This window comes from Cylindrospermum stagnale PCC 7417 (genome assembly GCF_000317535.1).
Taxonomy (GTDB): domain Bacteria; phylum Cyanobacteriota; class Cyanobacteriia; order Cyanobacteriales; family Nostocaceae; genus Cylindrospermum; species Cylindrospermum stagnale.
In genome coordinates this window covers 6,477,156-6,497,953 of record NC_019757.1, presented here as the reverse complement: position 1 = coordinate 6,497,953, position 20,798 = coordinate 6,477,156, and the positions used below count along the sequence as shown (strand labels likewise).

At 43.1% G+C, this 20,798-nt stretch carries 13 protein-coding genes; 6 read left to right on the top strand and 7 right to left on the bottom strand.

The genetic code is table 11. The features are described 5' to 3' along the window. Positions 1–90: 90 nt before the first annotated feature. On the top strand, positions 91–540 hold the full coding sequence (locus CYLST_RS27480) for an acyl-CoA thioesterase (RefSeq protein ID WP_015211011.1): 450 nt from the start codon (positions 91–93) through the stop codon (positions 538–540). Here CYLST_RS27480 and CYLST_RS27475 read toward each other — a convergent pair. From CYLST_RS27475 to menA, 3 genes are read right to left on the bottom strand one after another with little or no spacing between them, the layout of a single operon-like run. Continuing rightward, positions 533–1,903, bottom strand: coding sequence for a 2-succinylbenzoate--CoA ligase (locus CYLST_RS27475; RefSeq protein WP_015211010.1), 1,371 nt, complete (start codon positions 1,901–1,903; stop codon positions 533–535). The genes CYLST_RS27480 and CYLST_RS27475 overlap by 8 nt on opposite strands. After that, a complete protein-coding gene (locus CYLST_RS27470; protein ID WP_015211009.1) occupies positions 1,888–2,841 on the bottom strand; it encodes an o-succinylbenzoate synthase in 954 nt (317 codons plus the stop codon). Before CYLST_RS27470 ends, CYLST_RS27475 begins: the two co-directional genes overlap by 16 nt. After that, positions 2,841–3,740, bottom strand: coding sequence for a 2-carboxy-1,4-naphthoquinone phytyltransferase (gene menA, locus CYLST_RS27465; protein WP_015211008.1), 900 nt, complete (start codon positions 3,738–3,740; stop codon positions 2,841–2,843). Before menA ends, CYLST_RS27470 begins: the two co-directional genes overlap by 1 nt. A 309-nt stretch (positions 3,741–4,049) precedes the next feature. On the opposite strand from menA, the gene CYLST_RS27460 reads away from it, so the two are divergent. Continuing rightward, entirely contained in the window at positions 4,050–5,465 is a 1,416-nt protein-coding gene (locus CYLST_RS27460; protein WP_015211007.1) for an isochorismate synthase, read from the top strand. A 156-nt stretch (positions 5,466–5,621) separates the two neighbouring features. Here CYLST_RS27460 and CYLST_RS27455 read toward each other — a convergent pair whose 3' ends face one another. Next, entirely contained in the window at positions 5,622–6,530 is a 909-nt protein-coding gene (locus tag CYLST_RS27455; RefSeq protein ID WP_015211006.1) for a bestrophin family protein, read from the bottom strand. 85 nt (positions 6,531–6,615) lie between these two features. Beyond that, positions 6,616–7,923, bottom strand: coding sequence for a glutamate-5-semialdehyde dehydrogenase (locus tag CYLST_RS27450; RefSeq protein WP_015211005.1), 1,308 nt, complete (start codon positions 7,921–7,923; stop codon positions 6,616–6,618). A 405-nt stretch (positions 7,924–8,328) separates the two neighbouring features. On the opposite strand from CYLST_RS27450, the gene CYLST_RS27445 reads away from it, so the two are divergent. Beyond that, positions 8,329–10,323, top strand: coding sequence for a M48 family metalloprotease (locus tag CYLST_RS27445; protein WP_015211004.1), 1,995 nt, complete (start codon positions 8,329–8,331; stop codon positions 10,321–10,323). Positions 10,324–10,594: 271 nt separating this feature from the next. Here the strand turns inward: CYLST_RS27445 and CYLST_RS27440 are convergent, their stop codons facing one another. Beyond that, positions 10,595–10,861: a hypothetical protein gene (locus CYLST_RS27440; protein ID WP_015211003.1), complete on the bottom strand. Its 267-nt coding sequence runs from the start codon at positions 10,859–10,861 to the stop codon at positions 10,595–10,597. Positions 10,862–11,032: 171 nt separating this feature from the next. Between CYLST_RS27440 and CYLST_RS27435 the strand changes: the two genes are divergently transcribed. The 3 genes from CYLST_RS27435 to CYLST_RS27425 all read left to right on the top strand — a co-directional run bounded on the left by CYLST_RS27435 (position 11,033) and on the right by CYLST_RS27425 (position 18,217). Then, entirely contained in the window at positions 11,033–15,112 is a 4,080-nt protein-coding gene (locus tag CYLST_RS27435; RefSeq protein ID WP_015211002.1) for a HEAT repeat domain-containing protein, read from the top strand. A gap of 277 nt (positions 15,113–15,389) precedes the next feature. Then, positions 15,390–16,859 (top strand): aldehyde dehydrogenase family protein, encoded by a 1,470-nt coding sequence (locus tag CYLST_RS27430; RefSeq protein ID WP_015211001.1) that lies wholly within the window; start codon positions 15,390–15,392, stop codon positions 16,857–16,859. A 161-nt stretch (positions 16,860–17,020) separates the two neighbouring features. Beyond that, entirely contained in the window at positions 17,021–18,217 is a 1,197-nt protein-coding gene (locus CYLST_RS27425; protein WP_015211000.1) for a transporter substrate-binding domain-containing protein, read from the top strand. Positions 18,218–18,372: 155 nt separating this feature from the next. Here CYLST_RS27425 and CYLST_RS27420 read toward each other — a convergent pair whose 3' ends face one another. Further along, a complete protein-coding gene (locus CYLST_RS27420) occupies positions 18,373–20,727 on the bottom strand; it encodes an arylsulfatase (protein WP_015210998.1) in 2,355 nt (784 codons plus the stop codon). Positions 20,728–20,798: the final 71 nt, after the last annotated feature.

Sequence of the window (20,798 nt, the reverse complement as noted above, 5' to 3'; positions counted from 1 at the left end):
GCGATCACTAATCTCGCAGTGGCACAGTAAAATTAGTTTGTAGAGCAGGCAAGATGTCTGCTTTTTGTTTTTAAGAGGAAATTTTGCAAAATGGTTTTTACATATAACCGCACCGTTCACTTTCAAGATACTGATGCTGCTGGGGTAGTTTATTTTGCTAATGTTTTGAGCATTTGTCATGAGGCTTATGAAGCATCTCTAGGGGTATCTGGTATTAATATTAAAGATTTTTTTACTAATCCATCTGTGGCTTTTCCTGTTGTTCAGGCTAGTGTAGATTTCTTTCGCCCGATGTTTTGTGGGGATAATTTGGTGATTAGTTTAGTACCCCAAAAACTAGGTGTCGGTAAGTTTGAAATTGCTTATGAAATTACAGTGGATAATTTTGTAGTGGCTAAGGCAATTACTCGGCATGTTTGTATTGATGCGGGTACTAGAAGTAAGCAGGAATTGTCTGATGATATCAGTCAGTGGTTGGAAACGAACCGCAGAGACGCAGAGGGCGCAGAGAGAAGAAGGTTAAGGGAGGAGATTATGTGATGGGATTTGAGAGGAATTTTTGGGCGATTTGTTGTAGTTGTTGATGGTTGATTTTGCCTTGGGCGTTGCGGGGTAAGGTTTGTAGGGGAATCCAGTATTTAGGGATTTTGAATTTGCTGAGTTTGTCTTTGAGTAGTGTTTGGATTTGTAAGGTTGATGTGTTTGAGTTTTTGGGAATGTAAATGGCTGTTACGGCTTGTCCCCAGTGTTTATCTGGGATGCCAATTACACAAATATCAGCAACTATGTTTGTTTGTCTTATGGCTAATTCAATTTCTGCGGGATAGATATTTTCTCCACCAGAAATAATTTTATTGCTACTACGTCCGACGATATTTAAATAACCTTTTTCATCTAAATAGCCTAAGTCATCTATTGAAAATTTATCTTGATTTTCCCAAGGTTGTGGATAGTAACCAAGGGCTAGGGATGTGGACTGAATCTTGATATTTCCTGTTTGATTTGGTTTTAAGATTTCTCCCTTTTGATTGTGAATTGTTACTTGGGCATGGGGGAGAATTTGACCACTGCTAATTTTGCCTTTGAGAAAATCATCAGGTTTGAGGGTGGCGATTTGGGAGGCGGTTTCTGTCATCCCATAGGTTGGTGCTAATTTAATGTTGTGGAATCTCGATTTTTCTAGTAGTTCTTCCCAAGCTGGCGCACCTCCTAAAAGTACTGTTTGAAATTGGCTGATCCATTGAGTTAATTCTGGGGATTCTAATAAATGTTGTAATTGAGTTGGGACTAAAGATATAAAAAAGTCTGCGGGTTGAATATTATCTATTTGACTAGATTCTAATAGTTTAAATGGAAGAATAGCTAGTTTACCACCAGTTGTAAAAGAGCGCATAAATTGCATTAATCCGCTAACGTGATATAGCGGCAATACACACACAGAATTAACTTGTTTTAGCTGAAAATATGCTGTAAATCCTTGGACGGATGCTATGAGAGTTTCCCACGTGTGGATGGCAAATTTAATTTGTCCTGATGATCCACCTGTGGGAATCATGATACTGTGAGGAATTGGTAATTGGTAATTGGTAATTGGTAATTGGTAATAATGCTCGTTTTCCATTCCTAAAATTATATCTGGCTGTACTAAATCAAAGACTTGTTGCCATTCTTGTTTTCCCCAATCGGGGTTACAAAGAAAAACTGGGCAGTTAGCGGCACAAGCGGCGATAAAACTTGCTAAAAACCGCACTGGTTCTCGTTCGGCTAAGATGATTTTTTGTGGGCTTTTTTGGATTAGTTCTAAATATAATTCTGCTGCTATTTGCTGAAATTTATCACTGTTATCAGCAATCAGCCAAGTATGATTTTCTAAATTTTTCAGATAATCTAAAACTCGTTCCATAGACTTTGTAGCCAGTTTGATTTTTCTGGTGCAAAAAAGTGGTTGGTACCAAAACCTACTGCGCGATTTTGGGGAGATAACTCTGCTGCTAGCTGGAGGGCGGCTTGTCTACCAATTGCGGTTTCAAAGACGGAGGAAAAGACCAAATCGAGTTGATGCTGCTGGCAAAATTGGCGTAGACGAGATGGTGAACCGGCGATCGCTACTTTAATCACAAATATTCCTCGCCAACCTTGCTGGAAGCAGCTTTCGAGTTGTTTTAGTGTGGCGACGGATTCATCTAACGCGATCGCACTCTGATAACACTCACTCAACCTCAACATCCCCGCTAAATCCCCAACCGGTAAGGGTTGTTCGATAAATTCAATCTGTGCTTTGAACTTGTCGCAAGTCTCCAGCCATAATTCGGCTTCTTCATAACTGAGTCCCCCGTTAGCATCTAATCGCAGTTTTGCTGAGTTTGGTAAGCTGCGAATCAGCAAGTTAAAAACTTCTAGTTCTTTTGCAACCGCCTCAACGCCAATTTTCCATTTAAATGTGCGATATCCCTGTTCCCACAAGCTTTGCCATACATGTATTGCCGCTTCCCCCGCTGGTAATAAGCCACTGTAGGTAAGGGTGGGGAGATTCGTCATTTTTTCCCCTACCCTCTCTAAAGCTGATTCAAAGCCAAATTGACAGGCTGGTAAATCATCGGGAATGGCGAAAATTGCCTCAGAGGTGATTTTTCCTGAAAGTTGGCGACAAAAATCTAAAGCTTGTTTTAGGGTTTCCGAACCAAACCAACTGATGGGGGCGATTTCTCCCCAACCAACTCTACCTCTGGCATCTGTGAGGCGCAGGATAATGCTGTTGCGGTGTTCCCAGATGCCATGATTGGTAGTTAGGGGCGGCGCAAATTTCCGCTGATAACGACGAAATTCAAACTGATAAAGCATTAGCCAAGGATAAATCCCACACCCAACAGTAAGCAACTCCAGAAATGCACCGCGACGGCGATAAATTTACAGTTATTGACTTTTTCCGGTTGGTTGTGATTTTCTTGAACGTGGCGACATAATTTAATTGCAAAGGGTAAACTCACCCAACTCAACAATGTCCATACTGGGAACAGCCCCGACAAGACAAACAGCAGCGTCAGGGGATAAATGCTAGCTGTAAACCCAATCAAGACTAAAGCGCCTTTTGCAGTACCAAGCCGGACAATTGGCGATCGCTTACCTGCGGCTATGTCATCCTTAACTTGGTGAAAGTGTGAGCAAAATAAAATTAAACTTGTGGCAATGCCGACAACCGCTGAAGCTGCTAAATTCGTGATTGACCAAGTTTGAGTTTGACTGTAATATGCTGCCCCCATTCCCAAGGGGCCAAAGGCAAAAAAGCAAAGAATTTCTCCTAAACCCTGGTATCCTAAGCGGAAGGGCGGCCCTTGGTACATATAGCCCAAACCACAGCAAACCGAAATTATGCCGATCACGGTTGGATCTTGTTGCCAAAAGGCGATCGCGAGTATCCCCAGCAAACCCAACCCTAAACACAAATTTCCTAACCAAAATACTAATGATTTTTTGCCAGTTAGGTTTACCAGGGAATGGTGTTTATTTAGATCAATTCCCGTTTCCGAATCAAAAACATCATTACTGATATTTTCCCACGCCAAAATCAAAATCGCGGCGGCTAAAAAAATAGAAAATACTACAGCATTAAAAATTTTGGTTTCTGCAAAGGCTACCGCTGTTCCTACCCAAATGGGCATAATAGCCACGCTGTACATTGGTGGTTTAATCGCTGCCATCCATAATTTAGTGTTGGGATATAAAATCTGCTTGGTAGTCATCGGCGGTGATTAATTAAATTGCTGGAATTTTAGATATACGTTAAATTTTATTATTTTGAGAGACACCAAATGTTAGTCAGGGGCAAAAACTCCTGTTCTTACTGTGGCTGCTAAAAGTGGTGATGGCAACACTTACCCTGATATTGCCGCCTAAAACTGGGTATGGCTTGTCAGGTTCTGAGAACACCAAGACCAAGGCAAATCATACTCTGGTGAAATGGCGACTGAATATGTTACCTGTAGAAATACGACCACGTTTAATTACTCTTTAGGAAGAAAACTTAAACAAAATTTACTATAACTAGATATATGACAGTTTCACAATGTCGCAGTAACTTCTTTGTAGATCACAAAGACCTATATCAATTTCTGTCAGCAGTTCAGGAAAATTGCCTCCAACATAATTGCCAGCAAATTGTGAGTATTTCCCTGGAGATTAACTTAGTTGACCCCTTAGTTGTATTAGAGAAACTAGCGCAAGCAAATGAAATAAATTTTTACTTTGAGAATAAGGGCAAAGGGGAAGCGATCGCCGCCATTGATGCTGTAGCCAAATTACACGGTGATGGTTCAGAGCGTTTTACTCAAACTGAGGATTTTATCAAAACTTGTCTAAAAAATATTATTAATTTTGGTAACGCTAATCTACCTTTTGCTGGTCCTCACTTCTTCTGTTACTTCAGCTTTTTTCATCAGAATCAACAAGCAGATTATCCATTTCCATCTGCAACCATTTTTCTGCCTCGTTGGCAAATTGCTGTGAAAAATCAGCGTTGTATATTAGTAGCGAATACAATTATCAATGCTAGCGCTAATATTACCAAAATACTGCAAAACTTGGAGACCAAAATTGAACTTATTAATTCTTTAGAAAATTCTTTTTCCAATATTGATTATTTACCAGGACAATTTCACAAAAAATCCGTCACGAATGCCGCTCGATTTAAGCGTTCAGTTGTATCAGCTTTAGAACAAATCCGCTCTAGTCATTTAAGCAAAATTGTTCTGGCAGATGCACTAGATGTTAAGTCAAACAAACACTTTAACTTAGGCAAATCTTTAAATAACCTGCGACAACTATATCCTAATTGTTATGTTTTTTCTACAAGCAATGGTCGGGGGCAAAATTTTATTGGTGCCAGTCCAGAACGCTTAATTAGTATTCACAAGCAACAATTAATTACAGATGCTTTGGCAGGTTCGGCACCACGAGGTAAAACACCTGCCGAAGATGCAGATATTGCTAATAGTTTAGTGAATAGTACCAAAGAAAGGCATGAACATAAATTGGTGATTGATTTCATTACTCAACGTTTATCTCAGCTAGGTTTGTTACCCCAGGTATTAGCACCGCGTCTGAGACAATTATCTAATATCCAGCATCTATGGACACCCATTAGCGCCGTAGTTCCTGCTAATGTCCACCCATTAAAAATTGTTGCCCAATTGCATCCTACACCAGCGGTAGCAGGTGCAGCTAGAGACGTTGCTTGTGCAGAAATTCGCCGTTACGAAAGCTTTGAGAGGGGTTTATATGCGGCACCACTGGGTTGGGTAGATGCTGAAGGTAACTGTGAGTTTATTGTGGGTATTCGTTCTGCATTAATCAATGGCGATCGCGCTAGACTTTATGCAGGTGCTGGTATTGTCGCCGGTTCAGACCCTGAAAAGGAGTTTGCTGAGGTGCAACTTAAACTTCAGGCTTTGCTAAAAGCTTTAGTTTAATTAATTGACCTTTTTTGAATACTTCGACAAGCTCAGTACAAGTTTTTAATTTTGAATTGGAGCGAAGCGACCCGACATTAGACATCTTCCAATCCGGTTGTTGGTGCGTTAGGAACGCACCCTACGAGATTAAATTTTTGTTTGTATTTATTTAATTTAATTCACATTCATTGATGATTCATGTTCACTAGCAAAATCAGCTAAATTATTGACTAAATTAGTACAAATTTCATCTAAAGGTAAATCATTTGGATCGTTACCAAAGGGGTCTTCTATCTGATTTCCGATTTCTTCAATACCTAGTAAAATAAAACTAATTAAAGCTACAATTACTCCTGTCCATAAATGCAAATCATGGACAAGTTTTAACGGCAATGCAAAGCAGTATATCAATAAAAGTCGTTTGAGATAAATGGCATAAGCTAGGGGTATTGGTGTTGTTAAAATTCGTTCACAACCGATGAAAGCTTCTACCATGCCGTCTAGTGAAGTATTCATTGCTAGCAATTCATCCATACTTAAGCGCTGATCAATCTGCTGTTTTTGGAGATAATCGCCAATCCATAAAGCAATCTTTAAGGGGGGATTTTTTACTTCTTTAAGTTGTGAATATTGGGATTGGGTAAGCAACGTTTCTAATTCGGTATTTATCGGCAACCGACGTAATTGTAATTTTGTGGCAATGGCAAAAGCACCTAATAGCTTTAATGCTGCTATTTTATTATCTTTATCTTGAGGTTCAGTTTCGGCGACTGCTAGCCAAATCTTTCGCCCTAAATTCAGGCTGTTAATAATTATCCCACCCCAAATTTTTCGACCTTCCCAATATCTATCATAAGCGGTATTTGTCCGAAATACTACTAATAAACCTAAGACAAGATTGTAGGCTACATTAGTAATTACACTGCCGAAAATTTGCTCTGGTAGAGAATAACCATAGTAGTTGATAAGAGATATGATAAATCCCAATGCACTACATAACAAAACGCGTGGAAAAATAGCAGGAAGTATAGAACCTCTTAGCTGCCAAACCGCTTGAAACCAACTTGTTGTATCAGTAGTCATGGTACATCCTCATCTCAATAGGCAAAATACACCATATTTTCAGGTGGAATTACAGCCTTTCAAGCACGTATTCTGTACGAATTTTTCAGCCCAAATCTTGATGAGTGAAGGCTTTAGCATTTGCCCCTGTGTAAGTAGCGGCAATATGTCCATTACCTGTCATTTGATATTTATATGTGATTAATCCTTCTAAACCAACAGGGCCACGAGGTGGCATTTGTTGGGTACTAATTCCGACTTCTGCACCAAAACCGTAGCGGAAACCATCAGCAAAGCGGGTAGAACAGTTGTGGTAAACGCCTGCTGCATTCACCAGTCCGAGGAATGATTCAGCGGTTGTTAAATCTTCAGTGACGATCGCTTCTGTGTGACGAGAACCATATTCATCAATATGCGCGATCGCATCTTCTAAGGAATCCACAATTTTAATCGCTAAAATCAAATCGCTGTATTCTGTTTCCCAGTCTGCTTCTATAGCTGGGGCGAGATGAGGTAAAATCTCTAGGGTGCGTTGATCACCTCTTAATTCTACATGGTTGTTTTGCAAGGCTTCGGCAACTTGGGGGAGAAACTCGGCGGCGATATTGCTGTGAACTAGCAAGGTTTCAATAGCATTACAAGCAGCAGGATAGTGAGTTTTCGCATCGACGGTGATAGTAATGGCCTTGGCAATATCAGCAGCTTGATCTATATATAGATGACAAATCCCATCAGCGTGACCTAATACCGGAATTCGGGTATTTTCTTGCACAAACCGCACAAAGGAATTAGAACCTCTAGGAATAATTAAATCTACATATTTATCTAATTGCAAAAGTTCTTGAATTTCTTCTCTCGTTGTCAGCAACTGCACGGCATCAGGGTTAACAGCGGTGTGAGATAATCCTTGTTTAATCGCTGTGACGATCGCTTCACAAGAACGGACAGCTTCTTTGCCACCTTTGAGGATAACGCCATTACCCGACTTGATCGCCAGCGAGACAATTTGGATTGCGGCTTCTGGACGTGCTTCAAAAATAATCCCCAAAACGCCTAAAGGACAAGTAATCCGCTTGAGAGTTAAGTTAGTATCGAGTTCGCGGTGAATCTGCACCTTACCCACAGGATCAGCTAACTTGCCGACATCTCGCACACCGGCGATCGCATCTCTTAACTTATTTTCATCTAACTGCAAGCGTTTATAAAGCGGTTTGGCAATGCCTTCAGCCGCAGCCGCTTGACAATCAGCCGCGTTTGCTGCCAATATTTCCGCTCTTGCTGATTCTAAAGCTTGAGCGATCGCTTCAATTGCTTGATTTTTGGCTTCAGTCCCCAGCAATGCCAGCTTACTGGCAGCTTGGCGGGTTCTGATCGCGATCGCAGTTAGGGGAGAAGCAACTTGCACAATAGTCATAGTACAAAATACTTTTAAAGTATGGCAAATATCTTTACTGTCTATCCTATCAACACTTAGTCCTTAGTCACGTCACTTGACATCCTGCTATTGGGTGAACCAACTGGGTAATAAAAAACTCCTCTCATCGGGTGAAGTCTGGCAAGGAACAAAATACTTATTGTGTAGTTATGCATCCAAGGTGAACCTTAATTTAGTGACTCGGTAACCCTACGGTCAAAATATCAAAGCTATTTAAGCGTCCGATAGACTAGAGAGACAAAGTTAACCATGTTTCTCTAGTTTTTTTTGAAAAAATATAATTGATACACTAATTTATTAAACTTTTACGAAAAAGTGATGACGAATATTGGATCTATTGAGTATTGATAGATCAAATATCACTCCTTACGCTAGGGAGATTATATGTCATTGCAATCTGGGTTAGATGCATTTCAACAAGGGCGCTATCAAGAAGCAGTGCAATTACTGGAGCAATTCCTCAGGAATTGTGTTGATCATAATTCTCCAGATTATCTGACAGCGCAGATGTGGCTGATGAAAGCTTATCAGGGCACAGGTGACATCGAAAAAGCGACAAGCCTGTGGCAAAAGTTAATCAACAGCGAAAACCCACAGATTCGCAGTTGGGCAGAACAGTCCCGCGAATCCTTACCGCAACAAACCCCCACCCAGTCTAGCAGCTTCCAAAAAGCTGGACGTGCAGCTACAACTGGTGTGGCGTTAGCAATGGGGGGTGTAGGTGGAAGTTTAGCCTTAGCCTCTGGTGTCACCATTGCCTTGCTATTGGGGATGGTGTTGGCTTTAGGTTTGAGTTTAGTATTTATTATCGGTAGCAACGATCCACTCACCGGATTAGCGATCGCGATCGCCATTACCCTAATTTTCAGTTTAGCTTCCTTTTTCCTCTCTCCCTTCATCATGGACTTAAGCCAAGGTTGGCTTTACCAAACCCGTTGGGTAGACTTGGCAGAAGTTGAAGCCCTCAGTCCAGAGACAGCAAAAACTCTTCGCAACATCTGTCAACAGAAAAACCTGAAAATTCCCCGCCTGGGCATCATCAACGACCAAAACCCCACGGCTTTTACTTATGGTTCCTTGCCTAACAGCGCTCGATTAGTCGTCAGCCAAGGACTTTTCACTTATTTAGACGATGATGAAATTGCTACCGTCTACGCCCACGAACTAGGGCACATCGTCCATTGGGACTTTGCAGTAATGACAGCAGCTTCTACCTTAGTGCAAATATGCTACCTGATTTACAGCACAGCCAGCAGACTTGGTCGTGGCGGTGGCGATAACAAAATTAAAGATGCTTTGCAAGCTGCTAGTTTAGTTGCTTATGTGTTTTATACCATTGGTACTTACCTGTTGCTGTACCTCTCCCGCACCAGAGAATACTTTGCCGACCACTTCGCCGCCGAAAGCACCGGCAACCCCAATGCACTATCCCGCGCTTTAGTAAAAATTGCCTACGGAATTTTAGAAGAAGGTTCCCGGGCACAAGAACCCAGCCGGTTGATAGAAGGCACTCGCGCCTTGGGCATCTATGATGCAAAAGCAGCAGCTTCCACCGGTACAGCTTACCGCATTGCCTCCGACCCACAAAAAATTGGTCGCGTCTTTTTGTGGGATATGTTTAACCCTTGGGGTTGGTGGATGGAGTTAAATTCCACCCATCCCCTGACTGGTAAACGAGTCCGTGCCCTCAGCACATACTCCGAACAACTCGGTTTAGCGACTGAATTCGATATGGGACGAGTTATCGGCGAAGGCAAAACCCTGAATAAGAGTAAGCTTTACGGCAACTTCTTGTTAGATGTAGTGCTGTATGGTGCTGAAACCATCGGTTTCTTCGCTGGCTTGGTTTTGGGTGCGATACTCTGGTCAGCTTCCCCCGCTTCCGGCTTAATCTTTGGTGCGCCATTCATCGGCTTAGGAATAGGAATTCTTATCAAAGCCTTTGTGATGTTTCCCAACTATATGCAAGCACCAGCAACTGACATTCTCACCTTGATGTCAGACCCTTATGCCAGTCCCTTGCGCGGACAACCTGCAAAACTGGAAGGACAACTTATTGGTCGTGGTGACTCCGGTTATAAGTTTGGTTCCGACTTAAAAATTCAAGACCCCAGCGGAATGCTTTATTTACATTACGCCTCACGGTTTGGCCCCCTCGGCAACTTTCTGTTTGGCATGAAGCGAGTGCAGAGTTTAATTGGTCAACAAGTCGGGGCTATGGGTTGGTTCCGTCGTGGGGTTGCACCTTGGATGGATTTAATTCAACTTGAAAGTGAAAACGGCACCACTGTCAACAGTTATCATCGCTTCTGGTCATTCATCCTTGGTGGTGGTTCGATTATTTTAGGAGTGGTTTTGACGATATATTTGAGCGGCTGATAGTCTGCTGTCAAAGCAATTTCTAATTTTTCCAAATGTGATTTGTTAGGGGGTAGTTTGCAACTACCTCCATTTTTTTGGGGAATACTCAACTAGACAATATTAGGACTTAGTTTGTAGTGAGGACTTTAGTCCTCAAAATAAGGGCTGAAGCCCTTACTACAAGCTGGGCATCAAAACTACAGGTAGGATGCGTCCCCTGACGCATCAAAACACCATTAAAAAAGCCCAAAATTAGGATGAATTTCCAAAGGAAGTAAATCCTATGAGTTTATTCTTTGGTAGAATTGCGATCGCCTTTGGCGGGGCGTAGCCCATCGCTTCCACCGGGACGTAACCCATCGCCTTCTTTCCCTTCCTCCTCTCGGTGGCTAATGTGTTGCAGTACCGGGATGCACTGATTAATTAGCCAAATCAGCGTTTCTGTCACCGAGTCACCTTGTTGAATGCGGTCTGTAGCTTCGATACCCGTAAGTGTTACCTTTACAACTAACAAGCCTGTAATGATTCTTTGGCGAAGTTTTTGGTTGAGTTTCATTTCTTTCCACCTCAAGGAATTGTTGGATATAGCTTCTCTTTGGGGTGGTGAGACAAAGCAAATTCCAGCTACAGGGGCAAAACTCTTATAATCATGAATATATAAGTTTGGGGTGGTATCTCAAAGTCGGGGTAGCCCCAAACTTATTTATAAATTCTCGATGCTGGTCTAATGGCGAAGGTAACAAGAGGGACTGATATTAGAAACCGTGTCTGGTGCTTTATAGAAGCATTACTAACTCTTGAGCCGCAGCCTGAGAATTTCCCAGATATTAAAATCCACTGGGAGAAAAAAAATACTGACAGGCCTGAGTTGGTGGTAGATACAGAGCGGAGATATCTCAAAACATACACCAAGTTAAAACCGCACGAAATTACCACAGTAATTCATCTGCTAGGTAAACATGAATTAAATATTTGGGATGACAGGCGTTTAAACCAAAATCAAGGTTCGGAGATAGGGAAGTTTGCGCTGAAGCTTTGGAGTTTTGACAAACAAAAGAACCACGAAGAATTTAAGAAACTATGGGAACTTAATAAAAGTTCCAAGTCGAAAGGCTTAGAAGCTATTGATCAAAATAATCCAAAGACTGCTGAAGTTGCAAAAGCAAAGTTTGACTGGCGTGATATTTGCCACAAAAGGCTGGAAAAGCAGCAAGAAGATGCAAAACTCAGACACAAAGCCACAGAGAAAGGATCTGAAGTCAATGTTTATGTTCCTTTAGGACTGGTGGAACGCAAACAGCAGCAACGCCGAGGTGAACAAGAACAAGCAAATCCCTATGCATTAGAGAAAGAAGTCATTGTCAAAACTTATGAACATGACGACTTTCTTCAACAAGTGATTGGACAAAAACCAGCCGGAAATCACAAGCATATTGCCATCATCGGAGAACCAGGTGCAGGTAAGACAACTTTATTAACTAAAATCGCCTCTTTTATTAAAGATAAAACTGAAGATTTACCCATCTTTATATCCCTGGCTAACTTGCAAGGGAAGACTATTGAAAACTATTTACTCAAAATATGGCTGCCTCAAGCCATGAAATTAGTTAAAGTTGTCGTTACTCCAGAAATTGAAAATCAGTTAATCGAACGCTTTAACAAAGGAGGGATTTGGCTGCTGTTAGATGGCGTGGATGAAATGGGTGAAAATTCTCCTATCCAAGCATTAAGCAAAATTAATAATGAACTCACAGAATGGCTGAGACAAGCGCGGGTGGTGCTGACTTGTCGGTTAAATGTTTGGGATACTAATGTTAATAATACACTTACAGGTTTTGACACCTATAAAACTCAAGAGTTTAAACCAGAACAAATTGACGACTTCATTCAGCAATGGTTTACCTGTGCTGAACGGCAACAGCGCGGTGAAGAACTCAATGCGAAATTAAAAGAAACTAAATATGAAAAAATCTGTAAATTGGTAACAAATCCTTTGCGGTTGGCGCTGTTGTGTCAAACTTTCTATCTGGATGACCAAGGAGAATTACCAGAAACTAAAGCCGCACTTTATCAGAGATTTACTCGCTATTTCTATGAATGGAAACCTGAACAACTTACTGAACTGATTAACTCTGATGATTTGAAGGATGAATTACACAAGGCTTTAAGTAAATTGGCTTTTGCAGGTATTAACAGTGCGGCTAGATTTCGCTTGAGGCGGAGTTTAGCGCGGCAACAAATGGGTGAAAAGCTGTTTAAATTAGCTTGTGATGTTGGTTGGTTGAATTTAGTAGACAGGTTAGCGGGAAATGATGAAGAAGTTTATGCTTTCTTTCATCCCAACTTTCAGGAATATTTTGCAGCGTTAAAGGTTAATGATTGGCGCGAGTTTTTTAAACATATTCCCAACAAACCTACGCAAGGTGTTTACCGCATTTTTGAACCGCAGTGGAAAGAAGTAATTTTGCTGTGGTTGGGAAGAGAAGATGTAAAGCTGGGAGAGAAAGAGGCGTTTATTAAAGCGTTGGTAGAATTTGATGATCAATGTGGAGATTGGAGCAATATCCATGTCTTACTTCATGGATATTATAAATTTAGAGCTTATTTTATTGCTGCTGCGGGTATTACAGAGTTTAAATATTCCAAAGCAAACGAGATAGTTAAGCAAATCCTTAAATGGTGCTTTGGTGAGTTCGATATTGCTAAATATAAAGTGAAATTTCTTGACCCAATTGCAGACGGAGCAAAAGCAGCACTCCTACAAACAGAACGCGCAACAGCCATTGATGCCTTGGTGAACTTAATCGCCGACTCCAATGTGGATAACTCTAGCAAATACAAAGCAGCATCTAGCTTAGGGAAAATTGACCCTGGTAACCAAACTGCCATTGATGCCTTGGTGAACTTAATCGCCGACTCCAATGTAGATGACTTTACCAAACGCCTTGCGGTATCTAGCTTAGGGAAAATTGACCCTGGCAACAAAACAGCCATTGATACCTTGGTGAACTTAATCGCCGACTCCAATGTGGATTACTCTACCAAAAGCGAAGCGGCATATAGCTTAGGGGAAATTGGCTCTGGCAACAAAACGGCTATTGATGCCTTGGTGAAGTTAATCGCCGACTCCAATGTGGATAACTTTACCAAACGCCATGCGGCATCTAGCTTAGAGAAAATTGGCTCTGGCAACAAAACGGCTATTGATGCCTTGGTGAACTTCATCGCCGACTCCAATGTGGATAACTCTACCAAATGCCAAGCGGCATATAGCTTAGGGGAAATTGACCCTGGCAACAAAACGGCTATTGATGCCTTGGTGAACTTAATCGCCGACTCCAATGTGGATGACTCTACCAAATACCAAGCGGCATATAGCTTAGGGGAAATTGACCCTGGCAACCAAACAGCCATTGATGCCTTGGTGAAGTTAATTGCCGACTCCAATGTGGATGACTCTACCAAATACCAAGCGGCATATAGCTTAGGGGAAATTGACCCTGGCAACAAAACGGCTATTGATGCCTTGGTGAACTTAATCGCCGACTCCAATGTGGATGACTCTACCAAATACCAAGCGGCATATAGCTTAGGGGAAATTGACCCTGGCAACAAAACGGCTATTGATGCCTTGGTGAAGTTAATTGCCGACTCCAATGTGGATGACTCTACCAAATACCAAGCGGCATATAGCTTAGGGGAAATTGGCTCTGGCAACCAAACAGCCATTGATGCCTTGGTGAAGTTAATCGTCGACTCCAATGTGGATGACGATACCAAACGCGATGCGGCATCTAGCTTAGGGAAAATTGGCTCTGGCAACAAAACAGCCATTGATGCCTTGGTGAACTTCATCGCCGACTCCAATGTGGATGACTCTACCAAATACCAAGCAGCATCTAGCTTAGGGGAAATTGACCTTGGCAACAAAACAGCCATTGATGCCTTGGTGAAGTTAATTGCCGACTCCAATGTGGATGACGATACCAAATACCAAGCGGTATCTAGCTTAGAGAAAATTGGCTCTGGCAACAAAACAGCCATTGATGCCTTGGTGAACTTCATCGCCGACTCCAATGTGCATTACTCTACCAAATACCGAGCGATATCTAGCTTAGGGGAAATTGGCTCTGGCAACCAAACAGCTATTGATGCCTTGGTGAAGTTAATCGCCGACTCCAATGTGGATAACTCTACCAAACGCGAAGCGGCATCTAGCTTAGGGAATATTTTGACAAAAGAACAGATGGCGAGTGTTGTCACTGTGTTGAAGAATTGTTTATCAGCTAAAATTTATAAAAGTAATGTTGACCTCTTCAATAAATATTACTCTCTCATTTGGCACTGCGCCCAAAATCTAACCTACCCAGATTTTTATCAAGCACTGCACGCTGGGGAGAACTCAGAAAATGTAGATTCGCCTGGCGAGACTTTTACACCCCAAAACCTGCAAGCTGCCGTTAACAGCGATCGCATACTCAGTCAATCCATCCGCCTCATCTGCATCGATACTAGCCAATTTATTGACCCCAATAACCCAGCATCTAAAATTTATACGGAAATCGTCAAAGCTGGCTGTCCCAAGTCCGAAGATGGCACACCAACGACAATGACGGAACTGCAAACCTATTGGGATTTGCTAGAAAGTGACAAACCTGTGTTTTTAGTCTTTTATCAAGGTATGGGTTCACAATCACCACAATTAAGCGATCGCATTCTCAACAACCTCAGCAAATTTGATAAGGCTATTTGTGTCATCAGCGACCAAGGAATCGACGATATTTTAAACCGGCTGCGGAGTCTGTAATCTCACATCTTGCACCAGACGATTAAAATCGCGGCTACCAGAACAAAGCCTGCCTACGCAGGCTCTAAAACCTTTCATTTTTCTTAGACCAGGTCGGTGGACTTCGTTTGTGTGCCCGTAAACTCGCGACTTCCAGTCGTTAGGGCTAGGTGCAAGATGTGAGTAATTCAATCGTGATGTGAAAATTTATCAACAAATCCCACCGAGATGTTGAATTTGAACAAACATAATTAATAGATTTAAGCAATTTTTTCTAAAAAAGCTTAAGGAGAACCTGATGGTTACAGCAACAGTACCAGAACAACAGGTCAAAATCGGCCCAACTCAGCTACTAATTAACAATGAGTGGGTAGAAAGTTTAAGCAGGCGACGATTTGAAACTATCAACCCTGCTACCGGTGAAGTAATCTGCTCTGTGGCAGAAGCAGACGCCCCAGATGTAGATCAGGCAGTACAAGCAGCCCGTAATGCCTTTAAGAGTGGGGAATGGAGAAAGATATCAGCCACCCGTCGCGGTGAATTACTCTACAAGCTAGCTGACCTAATTGAGCAAAATACTGATCAGTTGGCACGGTTGGAAACTTTAGATAACGGCAAGCCACTGCAAGAATCTTTGAACGACTTGTCATTCGTCATCGCCTGCTACCGCTACTATGCAGGTTGGGCTGACAAGGTGCAAGGTAAAACCATTCCAATTAGCGGGTCGTACTTCTGCTACACTCGCCATGAGCCTGTGGGTGTGGTAGGTCAGATTATACCTTGGAACTTCCCATTGATGATGCAGGCGATGAAGCTAGCACCGGCTTTGGCAACTGGCAATACTGTGGTTCTCAAAACCGCTGAACAGACACCTTTATCAGCGTTGCGAGTAGGTGAGTTAATTATTGAGGCTGGGTTTCCCCCTGGTGTGGTGAATATTTTATCAGGGTATGGGCCCACAGCCGGAAATGCGATCGCACGCCACATGGATATTGACAAAGTTGCCTTTACCGGATCAACAGAGGTAGGGCATCTAATCATGGAAGCATCTGCTAAAAGTAACCTCAAGCGGGTTACTCTTGAACTCGGTGGCAAAAGTCCTAACATCGTCTTTGCCGATGCTGACATAGATGCAGCAATTGCAGGTGCCCATAACGGCTTATTCTTTAATCAAGGGCAATGCTGTTGTGCCGGTTCGCGTCTGTTCGTTGAAGAAAAATGCTATGACGATTTTGTGGTCAGGACTGTAGAAAAAGCCAGGCAGCGCATTGTTGGTAATCCTTTCGATCCGCAAACAGAACAAGGGCCCCAGGTAGACAAAGACCAATTCGACAAGGTGATGAGTTACATCGAGTCGGGGATGCGAGAAGGTGCCCAGATGCTTTGTGGTGGTAATAGAGTTGGGGAAGAGGGTTTTTTCATCGCACCTACAGTTTTTGCAGATGTCCGCGATGAGATGAAGATTGCCCAAGAGGAAATTTTTGGCCCCGTGATGAGCATCATCAAATTTAAAGACATCGACGAGGTAATTGAACGGGCAAATGCCACGATGTACGGACTCGCAGCGGGTGTGTGGACTCAGGATATTACCAAGGCACATGCGATCGCTAATAACGTTCGCGCTGGTACAGTCTGGGTTAATTGCTATAACGTCTTTGACGTTGCTGCACCCTTTGGCGGATTCAAGCAGTCTGGGATTGGTCGGGAACTCGGCGAGTATGGCTTACAGCAATATAGCGAAGTCAAAAATGTCACCATCAAACTATAGTTCCGCTGGCTGAATGCTCTGGCGATTTTTTGAAAGTTAACTTGGCAATATCCCCCCTGATTCTACTTGTCGAAGGGAATTAAGGGGGGATAAAATTTGATATTTGCTATCGGGTGACGACTACAGATATTGTATTGCTTGCAACCCATAGAAAATTCGAGATGTTAATTGCGATCGCTAGTAGATTTCGCCAAGTCATGGCAGGGTGGAACAGATTTATTACCTACTTTTACAGGCATCACAGTAAAAACCAACGCAGGCATTCCCTGACACCGCATATTTGCCTGGCATTAGTCGCTGGGCTTCTAGTACTATTGCTCGTAGGGCATCCAGTAATCGCCCAAACACCCCAACCAACACAACCATTAATAGTAGCAACGCGAGCCATACCCCCCTTTGTGTTTACAGACAAAGGTCAGCTAGCAGGTTTTAGTATTGACCTTTGGCGCAGTATCGCCAGCCAGCTAGGTGTGCAGTCTAAGTTTAGTGAATATTCAACCGTGGTGGATTTGCTCTCTGCTGTGAAGAACGGCACAGCTAATTTGGGAATTTCTGCCATTTCAATTACAGCCGAACGACAGCAGAATTTTGATTTCTCCTTACCGATGTTTGCAGCAGGGCTTCAGATTCTAGTCCGAAACCCAGAGGCAAACAGCGGTGGTGTCCCCAATATTTTACAGATATTTTTCTCAGCTGCCTTCTTGCAGCTAATTGTGGTGGCGTTGGTGCTAATTGTTATCTCTGCTCACATCATTTGGTTATTTGAGCGCCGACACGAAGACGGAATGATTGCCAAAGCATACTTTCCTGGCATTTTTAAAGCTTATTGGTGGGCAGCTGCCACATTGGCAACCCAAGCAGACGAAATGCCCAAAGGCCCACTCGGTAGGCTAATAGCGATTATCTGGATGTTTATCGGAGTTCTGTTTGTCACCTACTTTACAGCGATCGCAACCACTTCTCTAACTGTGCAGCAGCTTCAGGGAGATATCAAAAGTGTCAGCGATCTCCCCGGCAAAGTCGTGGCAACAACATCTGGCAGCACAGCAGCGGCATTCCTGCGAGAACGCAAGATTTCTGCCCTAGAAGTCCCGAATATTGACCAAGCTTACAAAGCTCTATTGCAGAAAAAAGCTGATGCTGTGGTATTTGACGCTCCCGTAATCCTCTTTTATGCCGCCAATGAAGGTAAAGGGAAGGTAGAAGTTGTTGGCAGTATCTTCCGTGAAGAAAACTACGGCATTGTCCTGCCTAATAACAGTCCTTACCGCAAACAAATCAATAGTGCATTGCTGAGTCTGAAAGAAGATGGCACTTATCAAACGTTGTACGATAAGTGGTTTAAAGCTAAAGAATAGAATTATTGCCAAAATCCTGGTTGATTATTTGGAACCACAAATAAACACCGATAAATTATCTGTGGTTTCAATAGACCTCTTGCAAAATTATTTTATTGGTTCTCCTGAAAGTTAAAAATTTGAGTGTTTTAAACTGGCTTGTGGGTTCGATCAGCCTACTGTCGTGCCATAATGGTACGCATTTCAGCTTCCTGATCTTGAATCAAATCTCCACTAACATCCACTATCACACTATGAATCTTGCCCGTAAACTTAAAAGGCGGCTCATAATCGGGTGTTACAGGCGCACCAGGGGCAATTCCACAGGTTACACCACTGGTCAAACCTAGTGCTAAGGGAGTAGTTACAGGCACATCAACTTGCCCGACCAATTTCTCATCAATATACAGTTGGGCGCGTCCTGGCGTTCCTTTCCCCTTGGCTAAATCTGGTTGACCCGTGACTTTAAACTCAAAGCGCAACTGGTGACGACCTGCCGGCACAGATGACCCAGATTCAACATGATATAGCGATCGCCCCACATAGTTATGAACCCAGTGCAGTTTGCCATTTTGGACATAGAAAGAATAGCCACTATCATTGCCCCCGTGAGCCAGTAATACCCCTTCGGCCCCACCTGAGGGAATCTCCACGTCAGCCGTAATACTGTGGGGACGATTTAACACTCTCACCGCACTATTAGCTGGGATTGCCTGAGTGTCAGGATAGTAAGTATAGCGGCTACGATTGACGGCAATTTGCGGGCGTTCTTCCGCAAATCGCTGCGTACCACGTCCATCCACAGGCAATACATTATACTTACCCGCCTCAACATACCAAGTAGCAATCATCTCAATCAACTTGGGGCGGTTGTCAGCCGCAATATTGTGATTTTCCGCAAAATCTGAGGCAACATGATACAGTTCCCAATGATGAGTATCCAAATCCGTCAGAGTTTCCGCCGAAATTGCCGCACCAAAAAACTGTCCTGCTTCTGTAAATGACGGACCGGGCCAAGGACAAACCGCCCGCCAACCATCATAGTAGAGAGAGCGATGTCCCATCATCTCGAAATACTGGGTAAGGTGTTTAGTGGGTACGGCACTATGATTAAAAGTGTGGGCAAAACTGACACCTTCAATGGGAGATTGAGTCACACCCTTAATCGTTGTCGGTGGTTCAATTTCCAGTAATTCCAGCACCGTCGGCACTAGGTCAATAGCATGGGCGTACTGAGTACGGATTTCACCTTTTGCCTCAATGCCTTGATTCCAATGGACAATTAAAGGGTCGCTGATTCCACCCCGATAGGTTTCCCGTTTCCAACGACGGAAAGGCGTATTACCTGCCCAAGTCCAGCCCCAAGCATAATGGTTAAAAGTTTCTGGACTGCCTAGCTTATCTAGTGCCTTGAGATTTTCCTCTAGGGATTCTGGCACATTGTTAAAAAAGAGGTTCTCATTCACTGAACCAGTTGGTCCCCCTTCCGAACTTGCGCCATTGTCCGAAATCACCATAATTACAGTATTCTCGAACTCACCGATAGATTTAAGGAAATCGAGTAAACGACCGATGTGGTAATCAGTATGGGTTAAAAAACCAGCATATACTTCCATCATCCGGGCATAAAGCCGTTTTTCTGCGGCTGAGAGGGAATCCCAGTGCGGGACATCGGGATCATGGCGGGAGAGTTCGGCATTAGCGGGGACGATACCCATTTCTTGCTGACGGGCAAAAACCTTCTCCCTGTAAGCTTCCCAACCATCATCAAACTGTCCTGTGTAGGCATCAGCCCATTCTTTGGGGACATGATGAGGGGCGTGCATCGCACCAGGACAGAAATACATGAAAAAGGGTTTATTCGGGGCAATTTGCTTGGCATCAGCGATAAAGCTAATGGCCTTGTCTGCTAAATCTTCGGTTAAATGGTAGCCTTCGGCGGGGGTCTTTTCTGGGTTGACGGTGTGGTTATCATAAACCAAATCTGGATAATACTGGTGGGTTTCTCCGCCCAAAAAACCATAAAAACGTTCAAAACCGCGACCGAGAGGCCAGCGATCATAGGGGCCGGCCGCAGATATCTGGTCTGCGGGCGTTAAATGCCATTTGCCGATCGCATAAGTGTTATAACCCTTCTGTAGTAATATCTCTGAGAGAAACCCATTCTCAAAGGGAATATTCCCATTACCACCTGGATAACCCGTAGACCCTTCTGTAATGCAGGACATGGCGTTAGAATGGTGATTGCGCCCAGTTAGAAGGCAAGAACGGGTGGGTGAACACAACGCCGTCGTATGTAGATTGTTGTAGCGCAAACCATTGGCAGCTAGTGCGTCTAGGTTGGGTGTTTTGATGGGACTTCCGTAACATCCAAATTGTCCAAAACCTGTATCATCGAAAACGATAAATAGGACGTTTGGTGTACCTTCTTTGGCTCGCAACGGTTCTGGCCAAGTTGGACTGGATTTATCAACGGTTCGTCCTATGACACCAGGGAAAGTATTTCCGGGTTTGTATTCACGCAGAGACATAAATCTGTCCTCTTGAGAATATGTAATTTTTAACAAAAACCCCGCAATTCTATATCCTCTTTAGGACTGGT